At 55.5% G+C, this 22,353-nt stretch carries 22 protein-coding genes; 15 read left to right on the top strand and 7 right to left on the bottom strand.

Annotated features, from left to right (window positions below):
* Entirely contained in the window at positions 1–1,170 is a 1,170-nt protein-coding gene (locus KGA69_RS16540) for a M20 aminoacylase family protein (protein WP_213292475.1), read from the bottom strand.
* A 171-nt stretch (positions 1,171–1,341) separates the two neighbouring features.
* Between KGA69_RS16540 and KGA69_RS16535 the strand changes: the two genes are divergently transcribed.
* The 7 genes from KGA69_RS16535 to sapF all read left to right on the top strand — a co-directional run bounded on the left by KGA69_RS16535 (position 1,342) and on the right by sapF (position 9,581).
* Complete coding sequence (locus KGA69_RS16535; protein WP_213292474.1) at positions 1,342–3,639, top strand: helix-turn-helix domain-containing protein; 2,298 nt, start codon at positions 1,342–1,344, stop codon at positions 3,637–3,639.
* Between the two features lie 124 nt (positions 3,640–3,763).
* On the top strand, positions 3,764–4,048 hold the full coding sequence (locus tag KGA69_RS16530; RefSeq protein ID WP_045393127.1) for a hypothetical protein: 285 nt from the start codon (positions 3,764–3,766) through the stop codon (positions 4,046–4,048).
* A gap of 238 nt (positions 4,049–4,286) precedes the next feature.
* A complete protein-coding gene (gene sapA, locus KGA69_RS16525) occupies positions 4,287–5,939 on the top strand; it encodes an ABC transporter substrate-binding protein SapA (RefSeq protein ID WP_045393130.1) in 1,653 nt (550 codons plus the stop codon).
* Complete coding sequence (gene sapB / locus KGA69_RS16520) at positions 5,936–6,901, top strand: putrescine export ABC transporter permease SapB (protein WP_020078599.1); 966 nt, start codon at positions 5,936–5,938, stop codon at positions 6,899–6,901. The genes sapA and sapB overlap by 4 nt, the downstream gene beginning before the upstream one ends.
* Positions 6,888–7,778: a putrescine export ABC transporter permease SapC gene (gene sapC / locus KGA69_RS16515; protein ID WP_020078584.1), complete on the top strand. Its 891-nt coding sequence runs from the start codon at positions 6,888–6,890 to the stop codon at positions 7,776–7,778. Before sapB ends, sapC begins: the two co-directional genes overlap by 14 nt.
* Positions 7,778–8,770: a putrescine export ABC transporter ATP-binding protein SapD gene (gene sapD, locus KGA69_RS16510; protein ID WP_015366243.1), complete on the top strand. Its 993-nt coding sequence runs from the start codon at positions 7,778–7,780 to the stop codon at positions 8,768–8,770. The genes sapC and sapD overlap by 1 nt, the downstream gene beginning before the upstream one ends.
* A gap of 1 nt (position 8,771) precedes the next feature.
* On the top strand, positions 8,772–9,581 hold the full coding sequence (gene sapF, locus KGA69_RS16505; RefSeq protein WP_015366242.1) for a peptide ABC transporter ATP-binding protein SapF: 810 nt from the start codon (positions 8,772–8,774) through the stop codon (positions 9,579–9,581).
* A gap of 44 nt (positions 9,582–9,625) precedes the next feature.
* Here the strand turns inward: sapF and KGA69_RS16500 are convergent, their stop codons facing one another.
* Positions 9,626–11,056: a purine-cytosine permease family protein gene (locus KGA69_RS16500; RefSeq protein WP_213292473.1), complete on the bottom strand. Its 1,431-nt coding sequence runs from the start codon at positions 11,054–11,056 to the stop codon at positions 9,626–9,628.
* 199 nt (positions 11,057–11,255) lie between these two features.
* Between KGA69_RS16500 and KGA69_RS16495 the strand changes: the two genes are divergently transcribed.
* From KGA69_RS16495 to osmB, 7 genes are all read left to right on the top strand, one after another.
* Positions 11,256–11,798, top strand: a complete 543-nt coding sequence (locus KGA69_RS16495; RefSeq protein ID WP_045393134.1) for a HutD/Ves family protein — start codon at positions 11,256–11,258, stop codon at positions 11,796–11,798.
* Between the two features lie 242 nt (positions 11,799–12,040).
* Positions 12,041–12,829 (top strand): enoyl-ACP reductase FabI, encoded by a 789-nt coding sequence (fabI, locus tag KGA69_RS16490; RefSeq protein WP_045393136.1) that lies wholly within the window; start codon positions 12,041–12,043, stop codon positions 12,827–12,829.
* Between the two features lie 193 nt (positions 12,830–13,022).
* Positions 13,023–14,183 (top strand): carboxymuconolactone decarboxylase family protein, encoded by a 1,161-nt coding sequence (locus KGA69_RS16485; protein WP_045393138.1) that lies wholly within the window; start codon positions 13,023–13,025, stop codon positions 14,181–14,183.
* A gap of 81 nt (positions 14,184–14,264) precedes the next feature.
* Positions 14,265–16,199 carry an exoribonuclease II gene (locus KGA69_RS16480; RefSeq protein WP_047045001.1) on the top strand — a complete coding sequence of 645 codons (1,935 nt, stop codon included), beginning with the start codon at positions 14,265–14,267 and terminating at the stop codon, positions 16,197–16,199.
* 149 nt (positions 16,200–16,348) lie between these two features.
* A complete protein-coding gene (locus KGA69_RS16475) occupies positions 16,349–16,531 on the top strand; it encodes a YciZ family protein (protein WP_045393142.1) in 183 nt (60 codons plus the stop codon).
* A 70-nt stretch (positions 16,532–16,601) separates the two neighbouring features.
* A complete protein-coding gene (locus tag KGA69_RS16470) occupies positions 16,602–17,351 on the top strand; it encodes a DNA-binding transcriptional regulator YciT (RefSeq protein WP_045393144.1) in 750 nt (249 codons plus the stop codon).
* Positions 17,352–17,617: 266 nt separating this feature from the next.
* Positions 17,618–17,836 (top strand): osmotically-inducible lipoprotein OsmB, encoded by a 219-nt coding sequence (gene osmB, locus KGA69_RS16465; protein ID WP_032688354.1) that lies wholly within the window; start codon positions 17,618–17,620, stop codon positions 17,834–17,836.
* Between the two features lie 113 nt (positions 17,837–17,949).
* On the opposite strand, the gene yciH is transcribed toward osmB, so the two are convergent.
* From yciH to pgpB, 5 genes are all read right to left on the bottom strand, one after another.
* On the bottom strand, positions 17,950–18,276 hold the full coding sequence (gene yciH, locus KGA69_RS16460) for a stress response translation initiation inhibitor YciH (protein WP_045393146.1): 327 nt from the start codon (positions 18,274–18,276) through the stop codon (positions 17,950–17,952).
* The gene (gene pyrF / locus KGA69_RS16455) at positions 18,276–19,013 is read right to left on the bottom strand and encodes an orotidine-5'-phosphate decarboxylase (RefSeq protein ID WP_045393148.1); all 738 of its coding nucleotides are present in this window, start codon (positions 19,011–19,013) and stop codon (positions 18,276–18,278) included. Before pyrF ends, yciH begins: the two co-directional genes overlap by 1 nt.
* Positions 19,014–19,207: 194 nt before the next feature.
* Positions 19,208–20,377, bottom strand: coding sequence for a lipopolysaccharide assembly protein LapB (gene lapB / locus KGA69_RS16450; protein ID WP_045374683.1), 1,170 nt, complete (start codon positions 20,375–20,377; stop codon positions 19,208–19,210).
* 6 nt (positions 20,378–20,383) lie between these two features.
* Complete coding sequence (locus tag KGA69_RS16445; RefSeq protein WP_045374686.1) at positions 20,384–20,692, bottom strand: LapA family protein; 309 nt, start codon at positions 20,690–20,692, stop codon at positions 20,384–20,386.
* Between the two features lie 142 nt (positions 20,693–20,834).
* Positions 20,835–21,593: a phosphatidylglycerophosphatase B gene (gene pgpB, locus KGA69_RS16440; protein ID WP_045393152.1), complete on the bottom strand. Its 759-nt coding sequence runs from the start codon at positions 21,591–21,593 to the stop codon at positions 20,835–20,837.
* 163 nt (positions 21,594–21,756) lie between these two features.
* Between pgpB and ribA the strand changes: the two genes are divergently transcribed.
* Positions 21,757–22,347: a GTP cyclohydrolase II gene (ribA, locus tag KGA69_RS16435; protein WP_015366227.1), complete on the top strand. Its 591-nt coding sequence runs from the start codon at positions 21,757–21,759 to the stop codon at positions 22,345–22,347.
* Positions 22,348–22,353 lie beyond the last annotated feature (6 nt).

Below are 22,353 nucleotides of genomic sequence, written 5' to 3'. Positions count from 1 at the left end.
TTAACGCAGATAGCGTTCCGTCAGGCCGCACCACAGCGCCGCGCCGGTAAGCAGGATTTGATCGTTAAAATCGTACCCTGGGTTATGCACCATGCAACGGTCGGCTTCATCACCCACGCCGATAGTGAAATAGCAGCCGTTGGGATTGCTCTCCAGCATGAAGGCGAAATCTTCGCTACCCATAAATGGATTCACGGTACCAACCTGTTCTTTGCCAAACAGCGTGGTCGCCACTTCACGGACCAGCTCATTAGCCGCCGGATCGTTACGCAATACCGGGCTGCCGTTGACGTGGGTTAAGGTAGCGCTGGCGTTAAAACTTTCCGCCTGAGCGACCGCGATGTCGTGAATACGCTGCAGCACCGTCTCGCGCACCTGCTGGTTAAGGGTACGTACGGTTAGCTTCATCAATACCTTATCGTTGATGATGTTCGGCGCATGGCCCGCCTGAATGCTGCCGACGGTGACTACCGCGGGTTCAAATGGCGTGATGTTGCGTGAAACGATTGATTGCAGCGCGAGAGTAATGTGGCAGGCCACCAGCGTCGCATCGACGGTATGTTCCGGCACCGCGCCATGGCCGCCAATGCCCTTCACCTCGATATGCAGCGTATCGGAAGAGGCCATCATCGCGCCGTCGCGCAGGCCGATTTTGCCCAGTTTCTGGCCCGGCATGTTATGCAGGCCAAAGATGGCGTCACAGGGGAATTTCGTGAACAGGCCATCTTCGACCATCACCCGTCCGCCGTACAGCAGCTCTTCCGCCGGTTGAAAAATTAAATGCAGCGTACCGTTAAACTGACGCGTACGCGCCAGATATTCCGCGGCATACAGTAGCGTGGTGGTGTGACCGTCATGGCCGCAGCCGTGAAAACGCCCGTCGACCTGGCTTGCCCATGCTTTACCGCTCATTTCCTGCATCGGCAGCGCATCCATATCCGCGCGCAATCCCAGACGTTTTTCGCCGCTGCCGACTTTCAGCGTCCCGACCACGCCGGTACCGGCGAGGCCGCGATGCACTTCATACCCCCACTCAGTAAGCAGCCGGGCGACTTCATCGCTGGTTTTATGTTCTTCAAAGCCAATCTCGGGCTGTTGGTGGAAGCGGCGACGTAACGCCACAAACTGCGCTTCATTAACTTGCAAGGATTCAATCAGTGGATGTGTCATTTTTATTATTCCTGTGTTGTGTTTGCACGACACTTTCGAGTTTATGCGTCCCAACCGGCTTTAAAATGCCTTTTTTTGTTTTATATTGACGAAATATCAATGACTATTTTCTATACAATTCTGTTATGACAAAAAACAGCCTGCTATTTTTTGTCTTTTAAGGAGCGGCGCATGGAACATCATCTCGGCGATTTCAGCCTCACTGTTCGCGATATTCGCCATTTCAGCCCGCCGGAAAACGACGGATTAACGCTGCTATGGCTGCTGGAAGGTAGCGCAACGTTGCAACTCGGCGAATCGTCGCAACCGATGCGGGTTGATGAACTGGCGATTATTAACCGCCGCCAGCGCTGGCAGATTGCCGGCGAAGAGGCCAATGCGGTCATGATCCTCAACCTTGCCGCCGGTTGGCTCACCCGCCTTGATAGCGATTTTTTTGCCAGTGATTATCGGGTTAGCAGCGAAACCAGGGATGCCACAGATAATCTACGCCAGCTGATGCGCCAGTTGCTGGTAGCCGGGCTGGTCAATCATCAGTCGCGCTATCGGCTGGAGGCCAACCGTTGGCTGAGTGAAATTGCCCTGCTGCTGGCAACCCGTTTTACCCAACCTATCGTGCCCAGCCTGCGCCGCGGGGCCGAGAACTGGAGCCGACGAATTACCAACGTGGTAGCGCGCATCGAAGCCAACTATCAGCGGCGGATCTCGCTGCAGGAACTGGCTGCCGCCGAATTTGTCTCTGAGGCCTGGCTTTCGCGCCTGTTCCATAAAGAGGTCGGCATTAGCTTCGTTCAGTACATTACCGCCCTGCGTCTCGGCAAAGCCGCCGAGCAACTGCTGACTACCCGCCGCTCGGTTCAGCAGGTGGCGCAGGATAACGGCTTCGCCAGTACTCGCATCATGAGCGATCTGTTTAAGCGCCAGCACGGCGTCACACCGCGACAATTTCGCCAGCAGCAGCCGCAGTCCAGCGCTCGTCCACGAGCGAACGCCAGCGAAATCTGGCGCCCGGTCGCGGTCGAGAGGCTTTACGCCCGTCTTAACGAGGCGGAAAAAAGCAGCGATGATACGCCGCCGCTGCTGCTCAACCCGCGTCAGACACGGCTGGTGGATATCCGCCAGCTGCCAGCGCGCGCGCCGGTATTGCGCCATACCCGTACCATCGTTACCGTCCGTGAACTCGATGATTTACTCCGCGAAGATGTGCGACGCGAGCTGGAGCAACTGCAGCAAACGCTACCCGTTTACGGCATCGATATTCACGATCCGTTTCTCAGCAGCCGCTTGTTTGGCGAGGGCTGGGACGACCCGACGCTCGCAGGCTATGCCTGTTGGTACAATCTTCAGCAGCTGTTTAGCTGGCTGGCGCAGAAAGGCTGGACGGTGCTGCTACATACCGGCTTAACCACCCGCTGCGATTTATTACAACGTTTTCTGCAACTCGCCGCCAATCACTTCCCACCCGCGACGCTCGCGAGCTGGCGTTTTGTCTGGCACTGGTCGCCGCAGGCCAGTGAAGCGGCGCGACAGCTGGCCTGGCGACAACAGCGAGAAGTGCTCGCGTCCACCTTGCAACAACCGCAAATGGGTATCTGGCATCGTTTCCCGCAAAGCGGTATTGGCGACGATCCGCTACTGTCTTCCCCGCTGCTCAGCGAGGCCGACTTTCTCGCCTGCCAGGCGGATGCCAACGAACTGCTTGACCTGGCGCAGGCCGATAGCAGCAAACTATCCGCCAGCGAAGACTATCCACGACAAAAATTACGCCAAATCCATAATGCCCTACGGCAACGGCAGCTCTCGTTACCGCTGTGGCTGCTATCGTGGAATACCTTAACCGGCGATACACGCGATACCAACGGGCGTTTTTTCCGCGGCGCGCTGTTGATGGATAACCTGTTGGGCATTGCCGATCGGGTGTGGCTGGCCGGCTTCTGGCTTAATTCAGGTCTTCAGGGGGAAGCGCGGGACAACGGTAAACTCGACACCTCCAGCCTGGCGCTGCACTACCTGCATGGTCTGCCGCGCCCGGTGTACTGGGTATTATGGCTGTGGCGGCGTCTACGCGGCGAAGTCTTAATCAATGACAAAAACCTGTTGTTATTGCGCCATAACGGACACTACCAGTTGCTACTGCGCAATACGGTGATTTTCAACCCCTGGCTGTCGAGCGAAGAGGCCTTTACCCAGCGTTTTCGCCAGCCCTATACCCTGCGGCTTGCAGGGCTGAAGGGACGCTGGCGCATCAAACAGCATCTGTTCGATCAGCACCATGGCGCGCTATTCCCGCTATTTGAGGCATTTCGTAGCCGCAGCGGCCCTGACGAAGAAGATTATCGCTGGCTCCAGCACCACGCCCGTCCGGCGCTGAGCGTGCATGAGGAACAACTGGATGATGGCTGGCTACGGGTGGATTCACTGCAGAGCAATGCGCTGGCGTTATATGAATTCACACCGCTGGAGGATTAAAACGTGACAACGTCACTATCAATTCACATATAAAAACGCGAGGAGTTAATAATATGTAACTGGTAAGATGTCTTAATGTGAATTATCATCGACGGTAATATCATTCAATGGATTGAAAATTCACGTGATTCCGGTTAATTCTCATACGCTCACCCGCTATGCCGCCCATGCCAGTTTGATCCACACCATGAAAAATCATCACGCCCCGGCCCTCTCATTAATGATGATTTTCTCGGATCTCTGCGTGCGTTCCACCCGTGATGCCTACAATGAACAAGGCTGGGAGATATCAGAGCGTAAAAGCGGATTCGTGCTGCGTACTTTCGTCGCCATCCATCGCGATGGCGGAGAACTGGAGATCACGCCAAAAGATTATATTGCCCGCTATAATCAGCTCCTTCCGCTCTGATCCCCACAGCCCACCCGCGCCGATACCAGAACGCCTGCAGATGGCTAACTGGAGAAATTGGCAATAAAAAGATACCATGTTTGATAATACTGGTTTAGTTCCGACACTATTTTGACCAACTGGCTGGACAACATGCGCTGCCGGTGACCGCATTATCCCCCTCGATGTCGTAAAGGTGGTGGTAAATGTCATTTAATATTAATAAGATAGAGCTCTGCTCTATGATCAAAAAGAAAATATGCGCCTGAAATTGTCCTCTCTTTTAGCGGCAGCCTCGATGCTGTGCGGGCAGGCTTTTGCCGCGCCGGCCCCGACTCCGGCGCTGCCAGCTAATGCCGATATCCGCGATAGCGGATTTGTCTATTGCGTCAGCGGGCAGGTAAATACCTTTAACCCGCAAAAAGTCAGCAGCGGCCTGATTGTCGACACCCTCGCCGCCCAGATCTACGATCGCCTGCTCGACGTCGACCCTTATACCTACCGTCTGGTGCCTGAACTGGCGGAAAGCTGGGAAGTGCTTGATAACGGCGCCACCTACCGCTTCCATCTGCGCGATAAGGTCCAGTTCCAGACCACCGACTGGTTTAAACCGACCCGCGCTTTTAACGCTGATGATGTCATATTCACCTTCGGGCGCATCTTTAACCGTGACGACCCGTGGCACAGCGTCAACGGCAGTAGCTTCCCCTATTTCGATAGTCTGCAGTTCGCCGACACCGTAGAAAGCGTTCGGAAACTGGATAACCATACCGTCGAGTTTCGCCTGAAACGTCCCGACGCCTCTTTCCTGTGGCACCTGGCGACGCACTATGCTTCGGTCATGTCCGCAGAGTATGCCGCGCAGCTGACCAAAAGCGATCGCGAAGAACAACTCGACCGCCAGCCCGTCGGTACCGGTCCGTTCAAGCTAGAAGAGTATCGTACCGGGCAGTACATCCGCCTGCAGCGCCACGCGGCCTACTGGCGCGGCAAGCCATTGATGCCGCAGGTGGTGGTGGATCTCGGTTCCGGCGGCACCGGCCGGCTGTCAAAACTGCTGACCGGCGAATGCGATGTGCTCGCCTGGCCGGCCGCCAGCCAGCTCACCATCCTGCGCGACGATCCGCGCCTGCGTCTGACGCTGCGCCCGGGTATGAATATCGCCTGGCTGGCTTTCAACACCGCCAAACCGCCGCTGGATAACCCGGAAGTTCGCCACGCGCTGGCGCTGGCGATCAACAACCAGCGGCTGATGCAATCGATCTACTACGGCACCGCGGAAACCGCGGCTTCAATGCTGCCGCGCGCCTCGTGGGCCTACGACAACGACGCTAAAATCACCGAATACAACCCCGCGGAGGCGCGTCGTCGCCTGCAGGCGCTGGGCTTGAGTAATTTGACCTTAAAACTGTGGGTGCCGACCAGTTCTCAGGCGTGGAACCCCAGCCCATTGAAAACCGCCGAGTTGATACAGGCGGATATGGCGCAGGTGGGTGTAAAAGTGATTATTATTCCTGTTGAAGGCCGCTTCCAGGAGGCGCGTTTGATGGACATGAGCCACGATTTGACGCTTTCCGGCTGGGCCACCGACAGTAATGACCCGGATAGTTTCTTCCGCCCGCTGTTGAGCTGCGCGGCGATTGGTTCGCAGACCAACCTCGCCCACTGGTGCAACCGCGAGTTTGACGAGGTGTTACAGAAAGCGCTGATTTCTCAGCAGCTGGCCTCGCGCATCGAAGCCTACAAAGAGGCGCAGCATATTCTCGCCCGCGAACTACCGGTGCTGCCGCTGGCCTCTTCGCTGCGGCTGCAGGCCTATCGTTATGATATGAAAGGACTGGTGCTGAGTCCGTTTGGCAACGCCTCCTTCGCAGGCGTGTCGCGCGAAAAAGAAGAGGTGAAAAAACCATGATTATTTTTACCCTGCGCCGCCTGCTGCTGTTACTTGTGACGCTGTTTTTCCTCACCTTTATCGGCTTTAGCCTCAGCTATTTCACGCCGCACGCGCCGCTGCAGGGTGCATCGCTGTGGAATGCCTGGCTGTTTTGGTTCAAAGGGGTTCTGCACTGGGACTTTGGCGTCTCCAGCATCAATGGCCAACTGATTTCCGAACAGCTGAAAGTGGTCTTCCCGGCCACAATGGAGCTGTGCATTCTGGCATTTGGTTTTGCGCTGCTGGTCGGCATTCCCGTGGGAATGATTGCCGGGATCATGCGTAATAAGTGGCCGGACACGCTCATTAGCGCCCTGGCGCTGGTGGGGTTCTCTATTCCGGTATTCTGGCTGGCATTACTGTTTACCCTGTTCTTCTCGCTGACGCTGGGTTGGTTCCCGGTATCCGGTCGCTTTGACTTATTATACGAAGTGAAGACGGTGACCGGCTTCGCGCTCATCGATGCCTGGCTCTCTGATTCGCCGTGGCGCCATGAGATGATCGTCAGCGCTGCGCGGCATATGGTGCTGCCGGTGTTGACCCTGGCCGTCGCGCCGACCACCGAAGTGATCCGCCTGATGCGCATCAGTACCAGCGAAGTCTACGATACTAACTATGTTAAAGCGGCGGCGACACGCGGCGTCACCCGACGGACAATCCTGCATCGTCACGTGTTGCACAATGCCCTGCCGCCGGTGATCCCACGCCTGGGGCTGCAGTTTTCCACCATGCTAACGCTGGCGATGATTACCGAAATGGTCTTCAGCTGGCCGGGTCTGGGGCGCTGGCTGATCAACGCCATCCGCCAACAGGATTACGCGGCGATTTCCGCCGGAGTGATGGTAATCGGCGCGCTGGTCATTATCGTCAACGTCATCTCGGATATTTTAGGAGCCATGGCTAACCCACTGAAACATAAGGAATGGTATGCCCTACGATAGCGTCTATCTTGAAAAGCGCCCGCCCGGCGCATTGCGCACCGTATGGCGTAAATTCTACGGCGATACCACCGCGATGATTGGTTTATACGGCTGCGGCGCGCTGGTGCTGCTGTGCGTATTCGGCGGCTGGTTCGCGCCTTATGGCATCGATCAGCAGTTCCTCGGCTACCAGCTGCTGCCGCCCTCGTGGTCGCGCTACGGCGAAGTGTCGTTCTTCCTCGGTACCGACGATCTCGGCCGCGACGTTCTGAGCCGCTTGCTCAGCGGCGCGGCGCCGACCGTTGGCGGCGCCTTTGTGGTCACGCTCGGCGCCGCACTGTTCGGCCTGGTGCTTGGCGTCATTGCCGGCTCCACCCATGGTTTGCGTTCAGCGATAATGAACCACATCCTCGACACTCTGCTGTCGATCCCCTCGCTGCTATTGGCGATTATCGTCGTCGCTTTCGCCGGGCCGCATCTGAGCCATGCAATGTTCGCCGTCTGGCTGGCGCTGCTGCCGCGCATGGTGCGTTCGGTCTATAGCATGGTGCACGATGAACTGGAAAAAGAGTACGTGATTGCCGCCCGCCTCGACGGCGCTTCCACGCTCAATATTCTCTGGTTTGCGGTTCTGCCTAATATTACCGCCGGGCTGGTCACCGAAATTACCCGCGCGCTGTCAATGGCGATCCTCGACATTGCCGCACTCGGTTTTCTCGACCTCGGCGCCCAGCTACCGTCTCCGGAATGGGGCGCCATGCTCGGCGACGCGCTGGAACTGATTTACGTCGCTCCCTGGACGGTTATGCTGCCGGGCGCGGCCATCATGATAAGCGTACTGCTCATCAATCTGCTGGGCGACGGTATTCGCCGCGCAATTATTGCCGGGGTTCAATAATGCCGTTACTGGATATTCGTAATCTTACCATTGAGTTTAAAACCAACGAGGGTTGGGTAAAGGCCGTCGACCGGGTCAGCCTGACGCTGGCTGAAGGTGAAGTCCGTGGTCTGGTCGGTGAGTCTGGCTCCGGCAAAAGCTTGATCGCCAAGGCGATTTGCGGCGTCACCAAAGACAACTGGCGGGTTACCGCCGACCGTATGCGTTTTGATGATATCGATCTGCTGCGCCTGTCTAACCGCGAGCGCCGCAAACTGATTGGCCACAACGTGTCAATGATCTTTCAGGAGCCGCAGTCTTGCCTCGACCCTTCCGAGCGTATCGGTCTGCAGTTGATGCAAAATATCCCCGGCTGGACCTTTAAAGGCCACTGGTGGCAACGCTTTGGCTGGCGCAAACGCCGCGCTATCGAACTGCTGCACCGGGTGGGGATTAAAGACCACAAAGATATTATGCGCAGCTTCCCCTACGAGCTGACCGACGGCGAATGTCAGAAGGTCATGATCGCCATCGCGCTTGCCAACCAGCCGCGCCTGCTGATTGCTGATGAACCCACTAACGCCATGGAGCCAACCACCCAGGCGCAAATTATTCGCCTGTTGACCCGGCTCAACCAGAATAACAACACCACCATTTTGCTGATCAGTCACGATATGCAGATGCTCAGCAAATGGGCGGATAAAATTAACGTCATGTACTGCGGGCAGACGGTGGAAACCGCGCCGAGCGAAGAGCTGGTGACCATCCCTCATCACCCCTACACGCAGGCGCTGATTCGCGCGATCCCGGACTTCGGCAGCTCAATGCCGCATAAAAGCCGGCTGAATACCCTGCCCGGCGCCATTCCGCTGCTGGAACAGCTTCCCATCGGTTGTCGGCTGGGGCCGCGCTGTCCCTATGCGCAACGCGAGTGTATCGTTACGCCGCGTTTGACCGGCGCGCGTAATCATCTGTACGCCTGTCATTTCCCGCTGAACATGGAGAAAGAGTGAAATGGTCGAAACATTGCTGGAAGTTCGCAATCTGAGTAAGACCTTTCGCTACCGCACCGGCTGGTTCCATCGCCAGACGGTAGAGGCGGTGAAGCCGCTCAGCTTTACCCTGCGCGAGCGGCAGACGCTGGCAATTATTGGTGAAAACGGCTCCGGGAAATCCACGCTGGCCAAAATGCTGGCCGGCATGGTCGAGCCGACCACCGGCGAACTGTTGATTGACGACCATCCGCTGGAGTTTGGCGACTACTCATTCCGTAGCCAGCGTATTCGTATGATTTTTCAGGATCCCTCGACCTCGCTCAACCCGCGTCAGCGTATTTCGCAGATCCTCGATTTCCCGCTGCGTCTCAATACCGATCTCGAACCGGAAGCCCGGGAAAAGCAGATTATCGAAACCATGCGCATGGTGGGCCTGCTGCCGGACCACGTCAGCTACTATCCGCATATGCTGGCGCCGGGGCAAAAGCAGCGCCTGGGGCTTGCTCGCGCCTTGATCCTGCGCCCGAAAGTCATTATCTGCGATGAGGCGCTGGCCTCGTTGGATATGTCGATGCGTTCGCAGCTAATCAACCTGATGCTGGAGCTGCAGGAGAAACAGGGAATATCCTACATCTACGTGACCCAGCATCTGGGGATGATGAAGCATATCAGCGATCAGGTGCTGGTGATGCATGAGGGCGAAGTAGTCGAACGCGGAAGCACCGCCGATGTGTTGGCCTCGCCGCTCCATGAACTGACCAAACGGCTGATCGCCGGCCATTTCGGCGAGGCGCTGACTGCCGACGCCTGGCGAAAAGATGGCAAATAGCGTTAAGATTCCTTCAGGGGCGGCACAATAGCCGCCCCTGCTGTTTATGACTGCGGGAACACGCTCTGCGCCGGTAATGGACGGCGGTCGAAGCGGCGCAGCGCAAAATACAACCATCCGGTACCTACCCAGCCGATAATCCATGACACATCATTGCCGGCGAATATCCACGTCAGCGAACCATGAAACAGCGGGTTCTCAATAAACGGCAGTTGAATCAGCACGCCAATGATATAAATGGTAATGGCATACCAATTCCAGAAACCATAGCGCTGATGCGGATCGCTCAACGCAGGAATATCGACCGCGCCTTTAGAGATAATGTAGTAATCCGTCAGGCTGATGGCGCTCCAGGGAACGAAAAAGGCCAGCAGGAATAACAGGAAATGGGTAAAGTGCTTTAAGAAAGCCGGTTCGCTGAGCAGCGCGATAATACATGAAGCCGCCACCATCATGACGACGAAAGCAACCCGGCATTGCTGCGACAACGCGGTCTGACGACGAAAACCGGAAACAATGGTAGTCAGAGACATAAAACTGCCGTAAGCGTTGAGCGTCGTGAAGGTGATTTTGCCAAAGCAGATAGCAAAATAGATAACCATCGCCATCACCTGGCTTTTACCTAATCCCACCAGATAACTCACTTCATGACCGGGGAATGCGCTGCCGGCAATCGCGGCGGTAAACACACCCAGCGTCATGGATGTCTGGGTTCCCAATACGGTTCCGAAAAACACCGAGCAGAACGTTTTCGTTGCCGATACATTACGTGGCAGGTAGCGCGAATAGTCGGACACGTACGGGCAGAAAGCGATTTGCCACGACGAAGATAGAGACACCGCCAGCAGGAACATCGGCAGGGAGAAATGGTTATTTTGCGCCAGGGCCGTGAGATCCGCCGACATCAGCAGGGTAACGAACATATAGACGAAGGCCAGAATGCCGATAATGCTCGCCAGTTTACCCAGCTTATGAATCACCTTATAACCCAGCACCGCAATAACAATAATAATTGCACTGAATAGCAGCATTCCAGCTACATTGCTGATACTCAACAGTTTTGCCATTGCCTGCCCCGCCAGTACGGTACCGCTCGCGGAGAAACCGACATACATAATGCAGACCAGTACCAACGGCACTACCGCGCCAAAGACGCCAAACTGGGCGCGGCTTATTATCATCTGCGGCAAACCCAGCCGTGGTCCCTGCAGCGCATGCAGCGACATCACCGCCGCCCCCAGCACCTGTCCAAGAAGAAGACCTATCAGCGACCACACCACGTCACCACCCAGCACTACGGCTAAAGCGCCGGTGACAATAGCGGTAATTTGCAGGTTGCCGCCAAACCATAGGGTAAACTGGCTAAAGGGATGCCCATGCCTTTCGCGCTCGGGGATGTAATCAATCGACCGCGTTTCCTTTAATCCTGCCTCATTACTTTTTGATTGCCCGTCTGTAGACGAAAAAGAAGACATAGGTACCTCGCTATTATTATTTCACTCACTCCCCATCTGACCGATCCTGTATATACAAGCATTGACAACTGCCCGCACCGCACGCATCCTATTTTTGTGATGAATATGTAAATTCTTTGTATTGCAAAAGGTAACAAAACCATAACAATAACGTTGATTAACGCCTGCGCAGGCAGCGCTTAACCGAGGTGTACCGCTCATGATCGTTCCCGTCCAACTATCCACTCTGCCCGTCACACCCTGGAAAAATGGCGCAGGCGAGACCCGTGAGATAGTCTGTGTGCCTTCACCTGATGCCCCTTTTTTATGGCGAGCCAGCATTGCCACTCTGCAAAATGATGGTCCGTTTTCCTGCTTTCCCGGCGTCGATCGGGTCATTACCCTGCTGACCGGGCAACCGCTCCGTCTGAAAGGCGAAGCTATCGATCACCCTTTAGCGTTGTGGCAACCCTGGGCTTTTGCCGGCGAGTGGCAGCTGCGTAGCGAAGGGATCCGCGAGCGCGGTCTCGACTTTAATATCATGACCCAGCGCAGTCGCGCCGCCGCCGAGGTACGCGTCGTGGACGATGTACAGACCCCCGGCGACGAAGGCGTCGCGTGGGTATTACAGGGGCGCTGGCAACTTGGTGAACGGCAATGTGAAGCGCAATCGGGTATTTTCTGGCGCCAACAAGCGCCGGGCGAACTCGCGCCGCTAACGACGGACGCCCTGCTTTTACTAACCACGATCGTGCGCCGTTAACCGCAGAAATTTCGGCAACGCGTTGCGATCTGTCGCTAAAACACAGTGATTATCCGGTGATATACTGGAGCGAGCGCATTTATCATTACGCGCTGCCTTGCGACAGGCGACACAAAAAATCGTGACACAAGGGGTCTTCAGTGGGATATAATTCCCGGCTAAATTTGAGTTATTTTGAAATAACAACGTTAACCTTTTGATTGTTAGAGTAAAAATAAGCAATAACGATAAGGATTAAAGCTATGGGTTTTCTTTCCGGTAAGCGCATTCTGATCACTGGCGTGGCCAGTAAACTGTCCATCGCCTACGGTATTGCGCAAGCAATGCACCGTGAAGGGGCTGAACTGGCATTCACCTATCAGAACGAAAAACTGAAAGGCCGCGTAGAAGAGTTTGCTGCTGCGCTGGGTTCCAACATTGTGCTGCCGTGCGATGTGGCTGAAGACGAAAGCATCACCGCGCTGTTCACTGAGCTTGAGAAAGTATGGCCGAAATTTGATGGTTTCGTGCACTCTATCGGTTATGCGCCGGCTGACCAGTTAGATGGCGACTATGTCAATGTCGTAACTCGCGAAGGTTTCAAAATCGCCCACGACATCAGCGCCTACAGCTTCGTGGCGATGGCGAAAGCCTGCCGCGCGATGCTGAACCCGAACTCCGCGCTGCTGACCCTCTCCTATCTGGGCGCTGAGCGCGCGATCCCGAACTATAACGTTATGGGTCTGGCGAAAGCGTCTCTGGAAGCCAACGTCCGCTATATGGCGAACGCGATGGGTCCGGAAGGTATTCGTGTTAACGCCATCTCCGCTGGTCCGATCCGTACTCTGGCGGCATCCGGTATCAAAGATTTCCGTAAAATGCTGGCTCATTGCGAAGCGGTCACCCCGATCCGTCGCACCGTCACCATCGAAGACGTGGGCAACAGCGCGGCTTTCCTGTGCTCTAACCTGTCTGCAGGTATCTCCGGCGAAGTCGTTCACGTTGACGGCGGCTTTAACATCGCTGCGATGAACGAACTGGAACTGAAATAAGTGCCTTATCCTCCTCACCCCGGTGAGGAGGATGTCTCCTACCCCTCTCTACCTACGCTTTTCCTCTGTTATTCCAATCCGCTATTTATTAGTACGTATCAATATTTTCTCCTGCTTCAGGGTTACGCCAGGATAGTTGTGCATAGAGGTACCGCGAAACGGCGGTTCGCCACCTACCGAACAAGGAACGCCCATGGAGCAACGCCGCGTGTATGGCAAAAACCACTGGTATCACGAGACCCAGTCAACCAACAGCCCGGTCGAGGTTCTTCCTCTGGTGCCAGAAGCCGCTGACGTTGATGACCGTTTTTTGCTCGATCTGTCGCTTGCAGCCGATGTCAGCCACCCACATGAAGGCTGGCTGGCGCCCGCGCGTCAATTGGCAAAGGTACTTTTCCCGGACAGCGTCACGGTAACCCGATTACAAACCTTCAGCGCCTACGACCGTCTCAGCACCGCCCTGACCGTCGCTCAAGTCTACGGCGTACAGCGCTTATGTAACCACTATGCCGCGCGTCTGGCGCCGTTGCCGGGCCCTGACTCCTCACGAGAGAGTAATCGCCGACTGGCGCAGATTACCCAGTACGCACGCCAGTTAGCCAGTTCCCCTTCGGTTATCAACGAGGTCTCCCGCCGCCAGCTTGATGAGGTCGGACTGACCAGCCGCGATATTGTGTTAATTAACCAGATTATTGGTTTCGTGGGCTTTCAGGCCCGCGCGGTAGCTGCCTTTCAGGCCGCGCTCGGACAACCGGTACGCTGGCTTCCGGGTATGCCGCAGCAGGAAGATGCCCCGTCAGAACGCTTCACGGACGTGACAGGAGAGTGGTCTGCGGATATCGATGATGCCGACCTGCGTTACGCCAATGACGATAGGCAAGCAAGGCTCGCCGCATGGCACCGTCATCCCGGCCTACAGCCTCTCGCCCCTATTCTGGCAACGGATGAAGGGGCGTTAGCGCTGCTGCATCAACTGCTAACTGAACTGGATAACTCTGCGCAGCCCTTAAGCACAATGGCGGCGTTGCTGGCGGCGCGAATCAACGGTAGCGTCAGCTGTTTTAACGCCTGGGCAGCGCGCTGGACAGCTGATAACGGATTGTTGCAAGCATTGCGCGGCGATGAACGAACGATTCAGCGCTGGGCGCAAAGCCATTCTTTGGAACACGTTTTCCTGCAGGCGGGGCAGCTATTGACCCGTGCGCCGGACCGTTTTAGCGCCGCACAGCTAACTCCCCTCACTGAATATGGGCTTTCCCGCGTTGAGGCTATCAATCTGCTGGCGTGGTGCGGCCTCTGCGGCTGGCTGAACCGGCTTAAAATCGCCCTCGGCGAGGTACGTCAAGCGACGTAAAATGCTGAAACAGCGCTTGCTGAGGCAGGCATATTCGCGTAAAAATGTCAGCCGCTCTTTTAGCCACGAAAAAACCTAATTATGTTTCAGGACAACCCGCTGCTAGCGCAGCTTAAACAGCAATTGCATTCCCAGACTCCGCGCGTTGAAGGGGTCGTTAAAGGTACGGAAAAAGGTTTTGGCTTCCTCGAAGTCGACTCGCAGAAAAGCTACTTCATTCCGCCGCCGCAAATGAAAAAAGTGATGCATGGCGATCGTATTATCGCCGTGGTCCATACGGAAAAAGAACGTGAAAGCGCCGAGCCGGAAGAGCTGGTTGAGCCTTTCCTGACCCGTTTTGTCGGTAAAGTGCAGAAAAAAGACGATCGCCTGTCTATTGTTCCTGATCATCCGCTGCTGAAAGACGCCATCCCTTGCCGCGCCGCGCGTGGCGTTGAACACGACTTCAAACAGGGTGACTGGGCGGTGGCTGAAATGCGTCGCCATCCGCTGAAAGGCGACCGCGGATTTTATGCCGAATTAACGCAGTTCATCACCTTCAGCGACGATCATTTCGTGCCGTGGTGGGTGACGCTGGCGCGTCATAACCTGGAAAAAGAAGCGCCGAATGGCGTTGCTACCGAGATGCTCGATGAAGGACTGGAACGTCGCGATCTGACGGCGCTTGAGTTCGTGACCATCGACAGCGCCAGCACCGAAGATATGGACGATGCGCTATATGTCGAGCGCGCCGACGACGGTAAACTGCTGCTGACCGTCGCTATCGCCGATCCGACGGCGTGGATTGCCGAGGGCAGCAAACTGGACAACGCGGCGAAAATCCGCGCCTTCACCAACTATCTGCCGGGCTTTAATATCCCGATGCTGCCGCGCGAACTGTCTGATGATTTGTGCTCGCTGCGCGCCAACGAAGTGCGCCCGGTGCTCGCCTGCCGCATGACCCTGGCAGCCGACGGCGCCATTGAAGATAATATCGAATTCTTCGCCGCGACCATCGAATCAAAAGCCAAACTGGCTTATGACGACGTCTCCAACTGGCTGGAAAATATCGGCGCCTGGCAACCTGCCGATGACGCTATCGCGCAGCAAATCAAACTGCTGCAGGAAGTCTGCCAACGCCGCAGCGAATGGCGTCAAACCCACGCCCTGGTGTTCAAAGACCGCCCTGATTATCGCTTCGTGTTGGGTGAGAAAGGTGAAGTACTGGATATCGTTGCCGAACCTCGCCGCATCGCCAACCGCATTGTTGAAGAGTCAATGATTGCCGCTAATATCTGCGCGGCACGCGTGCTGCGCGATAACCTCGGCTTCGGCGTATATAACGTGCATACCGGTTTCGACCCGGCTAACACCGAGCAACTGGCCGCGCTGCTAAAAACGCACGATGTACACGTTGATCCGCAGGAAGTCCTGACGCTCGAAGGTTTCTGTAAACTACGCCGCGAACTGGATGCTCAGCCTTCAGGTTTCCTTGATAGCCGCATCCGCCGCTTCCAGTCGTTCGCTGAGATTAGCACCGAGCCGGGCCCACACTTCGGCCTTGGGCTGGAAGCTTACGCGACCTGGACTTCGCCAATCCGTAAATACGGCGATATGATCAACCACCGTCTGTTAAAGGCCATCATTAAAGGCGAGACCATTGGCCGCCCGCAGGATGATGTCACCGTGCAGATGGCGGAACGTCGTCGTCTGAACCGTATGGCGGAACGCGACGTCGCAGATTGGCTGTACGCTCGCTTCCTCAACGATAAAGCCGGAACCGATACCCGTTATGCGGCAGAAATCATTGATGTCAGCCGCGGCGGCATGCGCGTACGCCTGGTTGATAACGGCGCTGTCGCCTTTATCCCGGCACCTTTCCTGCACGCGGTACGCGATGAACTGGTTTGCAGCCAGGAGAACGGAACCGTACAGATTAAAGGTGAAGTCGTTTATAAAGTCACCGATGTTATCGACGTGACTATCGCTGAAGTCCGTATGGAAACCCGCAGCGTCATCGCCCGTCCGGCGGCGTAACGCTTTTATGGCCCCTGCCCAGGGGCCATACATTTCTCGTTTTGAGTGAATATCGCCAGCTGCGCAAGGATGTGCGTTTTTTTCGCTTCTCTTTTGCAGTCGTTTTTTGCATCATTGATTTCATTCATTTTTGTAACCAGGATAATGCTATGTCTGATCTGAATGCCCGCCTGCTCGCCCAACGTATCGATACCGTGCTGGATATTCTGGTTGCCGGAGATTATCACTCGGCTATCCATAACCTGGAGATCCTCAAAGCCGAGCTGCAGGCGTTGTCTCACGACGAGCCAGAGAAGGACTCAGGGCAAACGAAAGCGCCGTGGGAAATCTGATTCATTCCTGTCCCCCAGCACGCCCGAAGGCCTGCTGGGCGCCGTATAGACCTCTAACTGTGATGTAGCTATGAACGCCCGACAACAAAGTATTTTACAAATGGTCATCGATAAAGGCCGCATGAGCGTTGCCGATCTGGCCAGGATGACCGGTGTCTCCGAAGTCACTATTCGTCAGGATCTGAATTCGCTGGAAAAGCAAAGCTATCTGCGCCGCACCCACGGCTTTGCCGTACCGCTTGATAGCGAAGACGTCGAAACCCGCATGATGACCAACTTTGCCATTAAGCGTGAACTCGCCGCGCGCGCCGCGTCGCTGGTAGCGGCCGGAGAGACGGTGTTCATCGAAAATGGCAGTTCAAACGCCCTGCTGGCCCGCACGCTGGCGGAACGCGGCGATATCACGATCATCACCGTTAGCAGCTATATCGCGCATTTACTCAAGGAAACGCCGGGTGAGGTCATTCTGCTGGGCGGCATTTATCAGAAACGCAGTGAAAGCATGGTTGGCCCGTTAACCCGTCAATGCATCCAGCAGGTGCACTTCAGCAAGGCATTTATCGGCGTTGACGGCTGGCAGAGTGAAACTGGTTTTACCGGCCGCGACATGATGCGCGCCGATGTGGTTAACGCAGTGCTGGAAAAACAGTGCGAAGCTATTGTGCTCAGCGACAGTTCGAAATTCAGCGTCGTGCATCCTTATCCACTGGGCCCAATTGCCCGTTTCAATCGCGTCATCACCGACAATAACCTGAGCGAAACTATTCGCCAGCAGCTCTGCGCAAGCGGTTTAACCCTCGATATTGTCAACCCCGCCTAATCGCTTCCGCCAGCGCCCAGGAATGGCGTTGGCAGCCCCTCTGTGTCTGAGAGTATTCTGACCTGCAATTAAGATTTTTTACCTGACGTTAAATTTTAAAATAAGTAGAATTATTATTAGCGATATAACAGGAAGTGACTATCACCTGCGTGATTAGAGCAACACCTGCGCAACTTAAGTTTCATGGAATAACCCTTAAGTCATAGTCAGTTGCTATGCTTAAAGGAAGTTGTATCCATGAATAGATTATTCAGGAGAATAAAATGATGACTTCGATGAGCAAAAAAATGGCTGCGGCCGTACTGGCGGTTACTGTAGTAATGTCCCTGAGCGCTTGCTCTAACTGGTCTAAACGCGACCGTAACACCGCAATCGGCGCAGGCGCCGGCGCACTGGGCGGCGCGGTATTAACTGACGGCAGCACCCTGGGCACCCTGGGCGGCGCAGCGGTTGGCGGCATCATTGGCCACCAGGTTGGTAAATAACCACCCCGCGTATTAAATTAATAATAATTTCGTAGTTACTGACTCACGCATCTACAAATAATTAAGGCCACGGTAAATACCGTGGCCTTGTTGTTTATTTCGCAGAAATTATCTTAGCCACCCGCTAATTTCACTTTCATCCCTTTGGCTTCCAGCAGTGATTTCAGCAAGTCGCGTTTATCACCCTGAATTTCAATCACTCCATCTTTCAGTGAACCGCCGCAGCCGCATTTCTTTTTCAGCTCAGCGGCCAACTTCGCCAGCGCGTCATCATCGAGATCGATACCGGTAATCAGGCAGACGCCCTTCCCTTTGCGCCCGCTGGTCTGGCGTTGAATACGCACAATACCATCGCCCTTCGCTCTTTGCGGCGCCGCTTTCGGCTCTTCGATACGTCCGCTCTCGGTAGAGTAAACCAGGCGGCTGTTAGAATCGCTCATTACGCCTCCAATTTCAGCGACGCGTTGATCGCCGCAAGCGTTGCAGCCGGATCGGCTGACTGGGTAACCGGTCGGCCGATTACCATATAATCAACCCCCGCCTGCTGCGCCTGTTCCGGAGTCATAATCCGGCGTTGGTCGCCAGCATCACTGCCTGTGGGGCGGATCCCTGGGGTAACTAACTTAAATTCTTGTCCTAACTCTTGTTTAAAGCGGACGGCTTCCTGCGCTGAGCAGACGACGCCGTCGAGACCACAGCGTTTGGTTAGCGCCGCCAGTTTAGCAGCATGATCGGCTGGAGAAAGCGTAATACCGAGATCCTGTAAATCGCTGGCCTCCATGCTGGTCAGTACGGTGACCGCTATCAGTAACGGCGCCTCTTTCCCAAACGGCAGCAGCGCCTCGCGGGCGGCAGTCATCATACGCGCGCCGCCGGAAGCGTGGACGTTTACCATCCATACGCCAAGCTCTGCGGCGGCGGCGACCGCGCGTGCGGTGGTGTTCGGGATATCGTGGAACTTCAGGTCGAGGAATACTTCAAAGCCGCGCTGATGCAGGTCGCGAACAAACTGCGGGCCCAGCAGCGTGAACATCTCCTTACCTACCTTCAACCGGCAATCGCGCGGATCGATTCGATCAACAAAGGCTAACGCCTTATCGCGGTTATCATAATCAAGCGCAACAACCACGGGAGAAGATGTGATAACGCGAGGAGAAGAGCTAGCAGTAGACGTCATGACCGGACCTTAATTGTTGATGAGCGCCTGCACGGCGCAAAAAAGGTAAACGGGCAGCATTCTACCTGCGAACCAGGGAAAATGACAGGCTGGTTTTGCCCGGCTACAGACAAAAGCGGGCACGTGGCAACAGAAGCGGGTACGATAAATTACAGATAAGTATGTTGTAACTAAAGCCAGGCTTTTTTTAGACGTTACTGGCCATCAAGGCCGCGAATCGGCTTGATAGTCGCCCACGAACGGCAGGACGGGCAGTGCCAGTACAGGGTGTGGGAAGTAAAACCGCACTTCTGGCAGCGGTAACGCGGTTTGCTCCGCACCTGCTCGCCAACCATGTTGCGCAGAACCCCCAGGCTCGCCTTCGCGCGCCCTTCTTCCGCCTCATTAAGATGGTAGTCCATCAGTTTATGGAACACGCGCATCGTTGGGTGGCGCTCAAGCTGGCGAGTCACATAGCTCTGTGCGGCTTCGGCGCCTTCCTGCTGCTCGATAATTTGCGCCAGCATAAGCTCCGCGGTCGCCCCGGTGTTCTCTTCAACACAGCGGCGCAGGAACGCTTCCCACTCCTCATGCTTACCCAATTGCTGATAACAGGTTTGCAGCATTTCCAGGGTTTCACCAACCAGTTCTTTATCCTGGCCAATCACCCGTTCCAAGCTTTCTACCGCTTTCGCGTAGTCGCCTTTTTCCATCCACACGCGCCCCATCATAATCGAGACGCGGGCGCTGTTACGGTCAGCTGACGCGCCTTTTTTCAGCAGCGTCATTGCTTTATCGAGATCGTTACTGGCCATCTGCTGCAGCGCCAGCTCACACCAGAAGTTGGCGATATCGCTGCGATGCTTTTCTTTGCCCAATTTTACCAGCCTTTCGGCGACTTCAATGGCGGACTGCCAATCGCTGGTTAGCTGGTAGATTTGTAGCAGTTGCTGTAGCGCGCCCAGGCGGAAGTCGGTTTCATCCACCAGCTGCTTGAACATATCTTCCGCGCGATCGTACAGACCGGCGGCCATGTAATCTCGCCCCAGCTGTTGGACGGCAAGCAGGCGCTGATCGTAGGTGAGCGAGGCGCTCTCCATCAGGCTTTGGTGAATGCGGATGGCGCGGTCGACTTCACCACGCGAACGAAACAGGTTGCCAAGGGTCAAGTGGGCTTCAACGGTGCCGGTATCCTCTTTTAACATATCGAGGAACAGATCTACGGCTTTGTCCTGCTGATTGCTCAGCAGGAAGTTGACCCCGGCCACGTAATCACGCGACAGGCGACTGGCATCGTCCTGTTTGGACTGTTGTGCGCTCCTGCGCCCCATATACCATCCATAGGCAGCGGCAACGGGAAGAAGCAGAAACAACAACTCCAGCATAGAAGGTTATTCCTTGACCGCAGGGACGCCGGCATCAGCAGGCGCTACGGTCACTGGCGCGATCTGCTGCTCCAGGCGTTTAATTTTACGTTCGGCGCGCGCCAGCGATACACGGACCCGCAGCCAGAACAGGCCGCAAATCAGCCAGCCAATCGCAAACCCGGCAGCGAATAACACCGCCAGCAACGTGGAGATGCGGAATTCACCCTGCGCGAGCAAATAGTTGAACGTGACCAGTTGGTCGTTTTGCGCACCCAGCGTCACAGAGATGACGAAGATAGCTAACACCAGTAAGAAAATAAGTAAATATTTCACATGACTTCCCGTTCTGTGGGTTGCGCGAGTAAAACGCGTTCAAGCCCTATAAAGTATCATTTTCACCGCAGTGGTGAAATGGAAAAGCATGACACCCGTCATGATATGCGGCCAGGTGTCGCGAAATTCAACATAAACGGCGTCAGGTTGCGCGTTTTTTGATATCCGTCGCCTCTTCGACAGGCGGGGTTAACGGGCCGCAAAAACGCTGAGTGAGCCAGGTCGCCGCGGTAACCAGCAGCCAGGAAAGACTGGTCGCCACGATAAGATCCTGCGGCCAGTGCATGCCTAACGCCAGACGGCTGCCCATGACCGCTGTAGCCCATCCCAACAGCAGGCCGATAGTCACCCAGCGCCGACGTGGCCACAACAGTCCTACCCCCAGCAGCGCCCAACTGGCGGCAAACATGGTATGGCCGGACGGAAAGGCAAAACCGGTCTCTTTTTGCCAGTGTTTACGCAAGAATCCCGGTATTGTCTGTTGTTCAGCCAATTGCTCATGCACCAGTTTAGCGCGTTCTTTACGTTTTAACTCATAGAATTGCGCCACCGGTACCTGTTGGGTTCTTTCTAACCAAATCACAAATGGCCGTGGTTCCTGCACCCGTTCTTTGATCCAGGATTTAAGCCCCTGACCTGCCAGGATGGCGGCGCCGAGAATGAGAAACAGCACCAGCGCTTCGCGCAGACGAAACCGTAAACACCACAAAAACCAGCCAAATAGCGCTACATGAGTAATTATTCCCCACGGCTGGGTGACGGTTTCAGTCACCCAGTACCACATTTTCAACATGGCCGGGGCTTGACCCGGCTGCCACTGCCAGCCGGAGAGCCAGACTATAACGGGCATAACAAGCAATAGCGCCGCCCCGATGGCGGTCCTTTTGGCAATCAACAGCATCATATCTCCTTCTCTTTCCTTCTGAATATCATAACGGAAAGTAGATCGTTTGTGCGCTTTCCGCGCAGGCGGTCGTTGGTAATTAGGAGAACGTCGCGGCGTTGTGGCAAAATAGTAGTAAACAGAAAGCACATTCAGGTGCTGTCAGAATCTGGAGAATCACATGCAGCTTAAACGTGTGGCAGAAGCCAAACTGCCAACCCCCTGGGGCGATTTCCTGATGGTGGGCTTTGAAGAACTGGCAACCGGGCAGGATCATGTCGCGCTGGTGTATGGCGATATTTCGGGGCAAGCCCCGGTACTGGCTCGCGTACACTCAGAATGTCTGACGGGCGATGCCCTTTTTAGTCTGCGTTGTGATTGCGGTTTTCAGCTGGAAGCGGCGCTGTCGCACATCGCTGAAGAGGGGCGCGGGATCCTGCTTTATCATCGTCAGGAAGGCCGAAATATCGGTTTGCTGAATAAAATTCGCGCCTACGCGCTTCAGGATCAAGGTTACGATACCGTCGAAGCCAACCACCAGCTAGGCTTTGCCGCCGATGAGCGCGATTTTACGCTGTGCGCCGATATGTTCAAACTGCTCGGCGTTGAGCAGGTTCGACTGTTGACCAACAACCCGAAGAAAGTCGAAATTCTGACCGAGGCGGGAATCAATATCGTCGAACGCGTTCCGCTCATCGTCGGCCGTAACCCGAAAAACGAGCACTACCTGGATACCAAAGCGGCCAAGATGGGGCATCTGCTGAATAAATAAGTCAGC

The organism is Klebsiella sp. A52, assembly GCF_018388785.1.
Lineage (GTDB): Bacteria > Pseudomonadota > Gammaproteobacteria > Enterobacterales > Enterobacteriaceae > Klebsiella > Klebsiella aerogenes.
The sequence above is the reverse complement of the archived record's forward strand: the minus strand, read 5'-3'. Positions and strand labels throughout refer to the sequence as shown.

What these genes read in the sequence shown, in the direction of transcription:
- osmB (WP_032688354.1), top strand. Translation starts at nt 17,618, where the DNA reads ATGACTTCGATGAGCAAAAAAATGGCTGCGGCCGTACTGGCGGTTACT.
- lapB (WP_045374683.1), bottom strand. Translation starts at nt 20,377, where the DNA reads ATGCTGGAGTTGTTGTTTCTGCTTCTTCCCGTTGCCGCTGCCTATGGA.
- sapD (WP_015366243.1), top strand. Translation starts at nt 7,778, where the DNA reads ATGCCGTTACTGGATATTCGTAATCTTACCATTGAGTTTAAAACCAAC.
- KGA69_RS16495 (WP_045393134.1), top strand. Translation starts at nt 11,256, where the DNA reads ATGATCGTTCCCGTCCAACTATCCACTCTGCCCGTCACACCCTGGAAA.
- sapF (WP_015366242.1), top strand. Translation starts at nt 8,772, where the DNA reads ATGGTCGAAACATTGCTGGAAGTTCGCAATCTGAGTAAGACCTTTCGC.
- yciH (WP_045393146.1), bottom strand. Translation starts at nt 18,276, where the DNA reads ATGAGCGATTCTAACAGCCGCCTGGTTTACTCTACCGAGAGCGGACGT.
- sapC (WP_020078584.1), top strand. Translation starts at nt 6,888, where the DNA reads ATGCCCTACGATAGCGTCTATCTTGAAAAGCGCCCGCCCGGCGCATTG.
- fabI (WP_045393136.1), top strand. Translation starts at nt 12,041, where the DNA reads ATGGGTTTTCTTTCCGGTAAGCGCATTCTGATCACTGGCGTGGCCAGT.
- pyrF (WP_045393148.1), bottom strand. Translation starts at nt 19,013, where the DNA reads ATGACGTCTACTGCTAGCTCTTCTCCTCGCGTTATCACATCTTCTCCC.
- KGA69_RS16475 (WP_045393142.1), top strand. Translation starts at nt 16,349, where the DNA reads ATGTCTGATCTGAATGCCCGCCTGCTCGCCCAACGTATCGATACCGTG.
- KGA69_RS16480 (WP_047045001.1), top strand. Translation starts at nt 14,265, where the DNA reads ATGTTTCAGGACAACCCGCTGCTAGCGCAGCTTAAACAGCAATTGCAT.
- sapB (WP_020078599.1), top strand. Translation starts at nt 5,936, where the DNA reads ATGATTATTTTTACCCTGCGCCGCCTGCTGCTGTTACTTGTGACGCTG.
- sapA (WP_045393130.1), top strand. Translation starts at nt 4,287, where the DNA reads ATGCGCCTGAAATTGTCCTCTCTTTTAGCGGCAGCCTCGATGCTGTGC.
- KGA69_RS16500 (WP_213292473.1), bottom strand. Translation starts at nt 11,056, where the DNA reads ATGTCTTCTTTTTCGTCTACAGACGGGCAATCAAAAAGTAATGAGGCA.
- KGA69_RS16470 (WP_045393144.1), top strand. Translation starts at nt 16,602, where the DNA reads ATGAACGCCCGACAACAAAGTATTTTACAAATGGTCATCGATAAAGGC.
- pgpB (WP_045393152.1), bottom strand. Translation starts at nt 21,593, where the DNA reads ATGCTGTTGATTGCCAAAAGGACCGCCATCGGGGCGGCGCTATTGCTT.
- ribA (WP_015366227.1), top strand. Translation starts at nt 21,757, where the DNA reads ATGCAGCTTAAACGTGTGGCAGAAGCCAAACTGCCAACCCCCTGGGGC.
- KGA69_RS16540 (WP_213292475.1), bottom strand. Translation starts at nt 1,170, where the DNA reads ATGACACATCCACTGATTGAATCCTTGCAAGTTAATGAAGCGCAGTTT.
- KGA69_RS16485 (WP_045393138.1), top strand. Translation starts at nt 13,023, where the DNA reads ATGGAGCAACGCCGCGTGTATGGCAAAAACCACTGGTATCACGAGACC.
- KGA69_RS16535 (WP_213292474.1), top strand. Translation starts at nt 1,342, where the DNA reads ATGGAACATCATCTCGGCGATTTCAGCCTCACTGTTCGCGATATTCGC.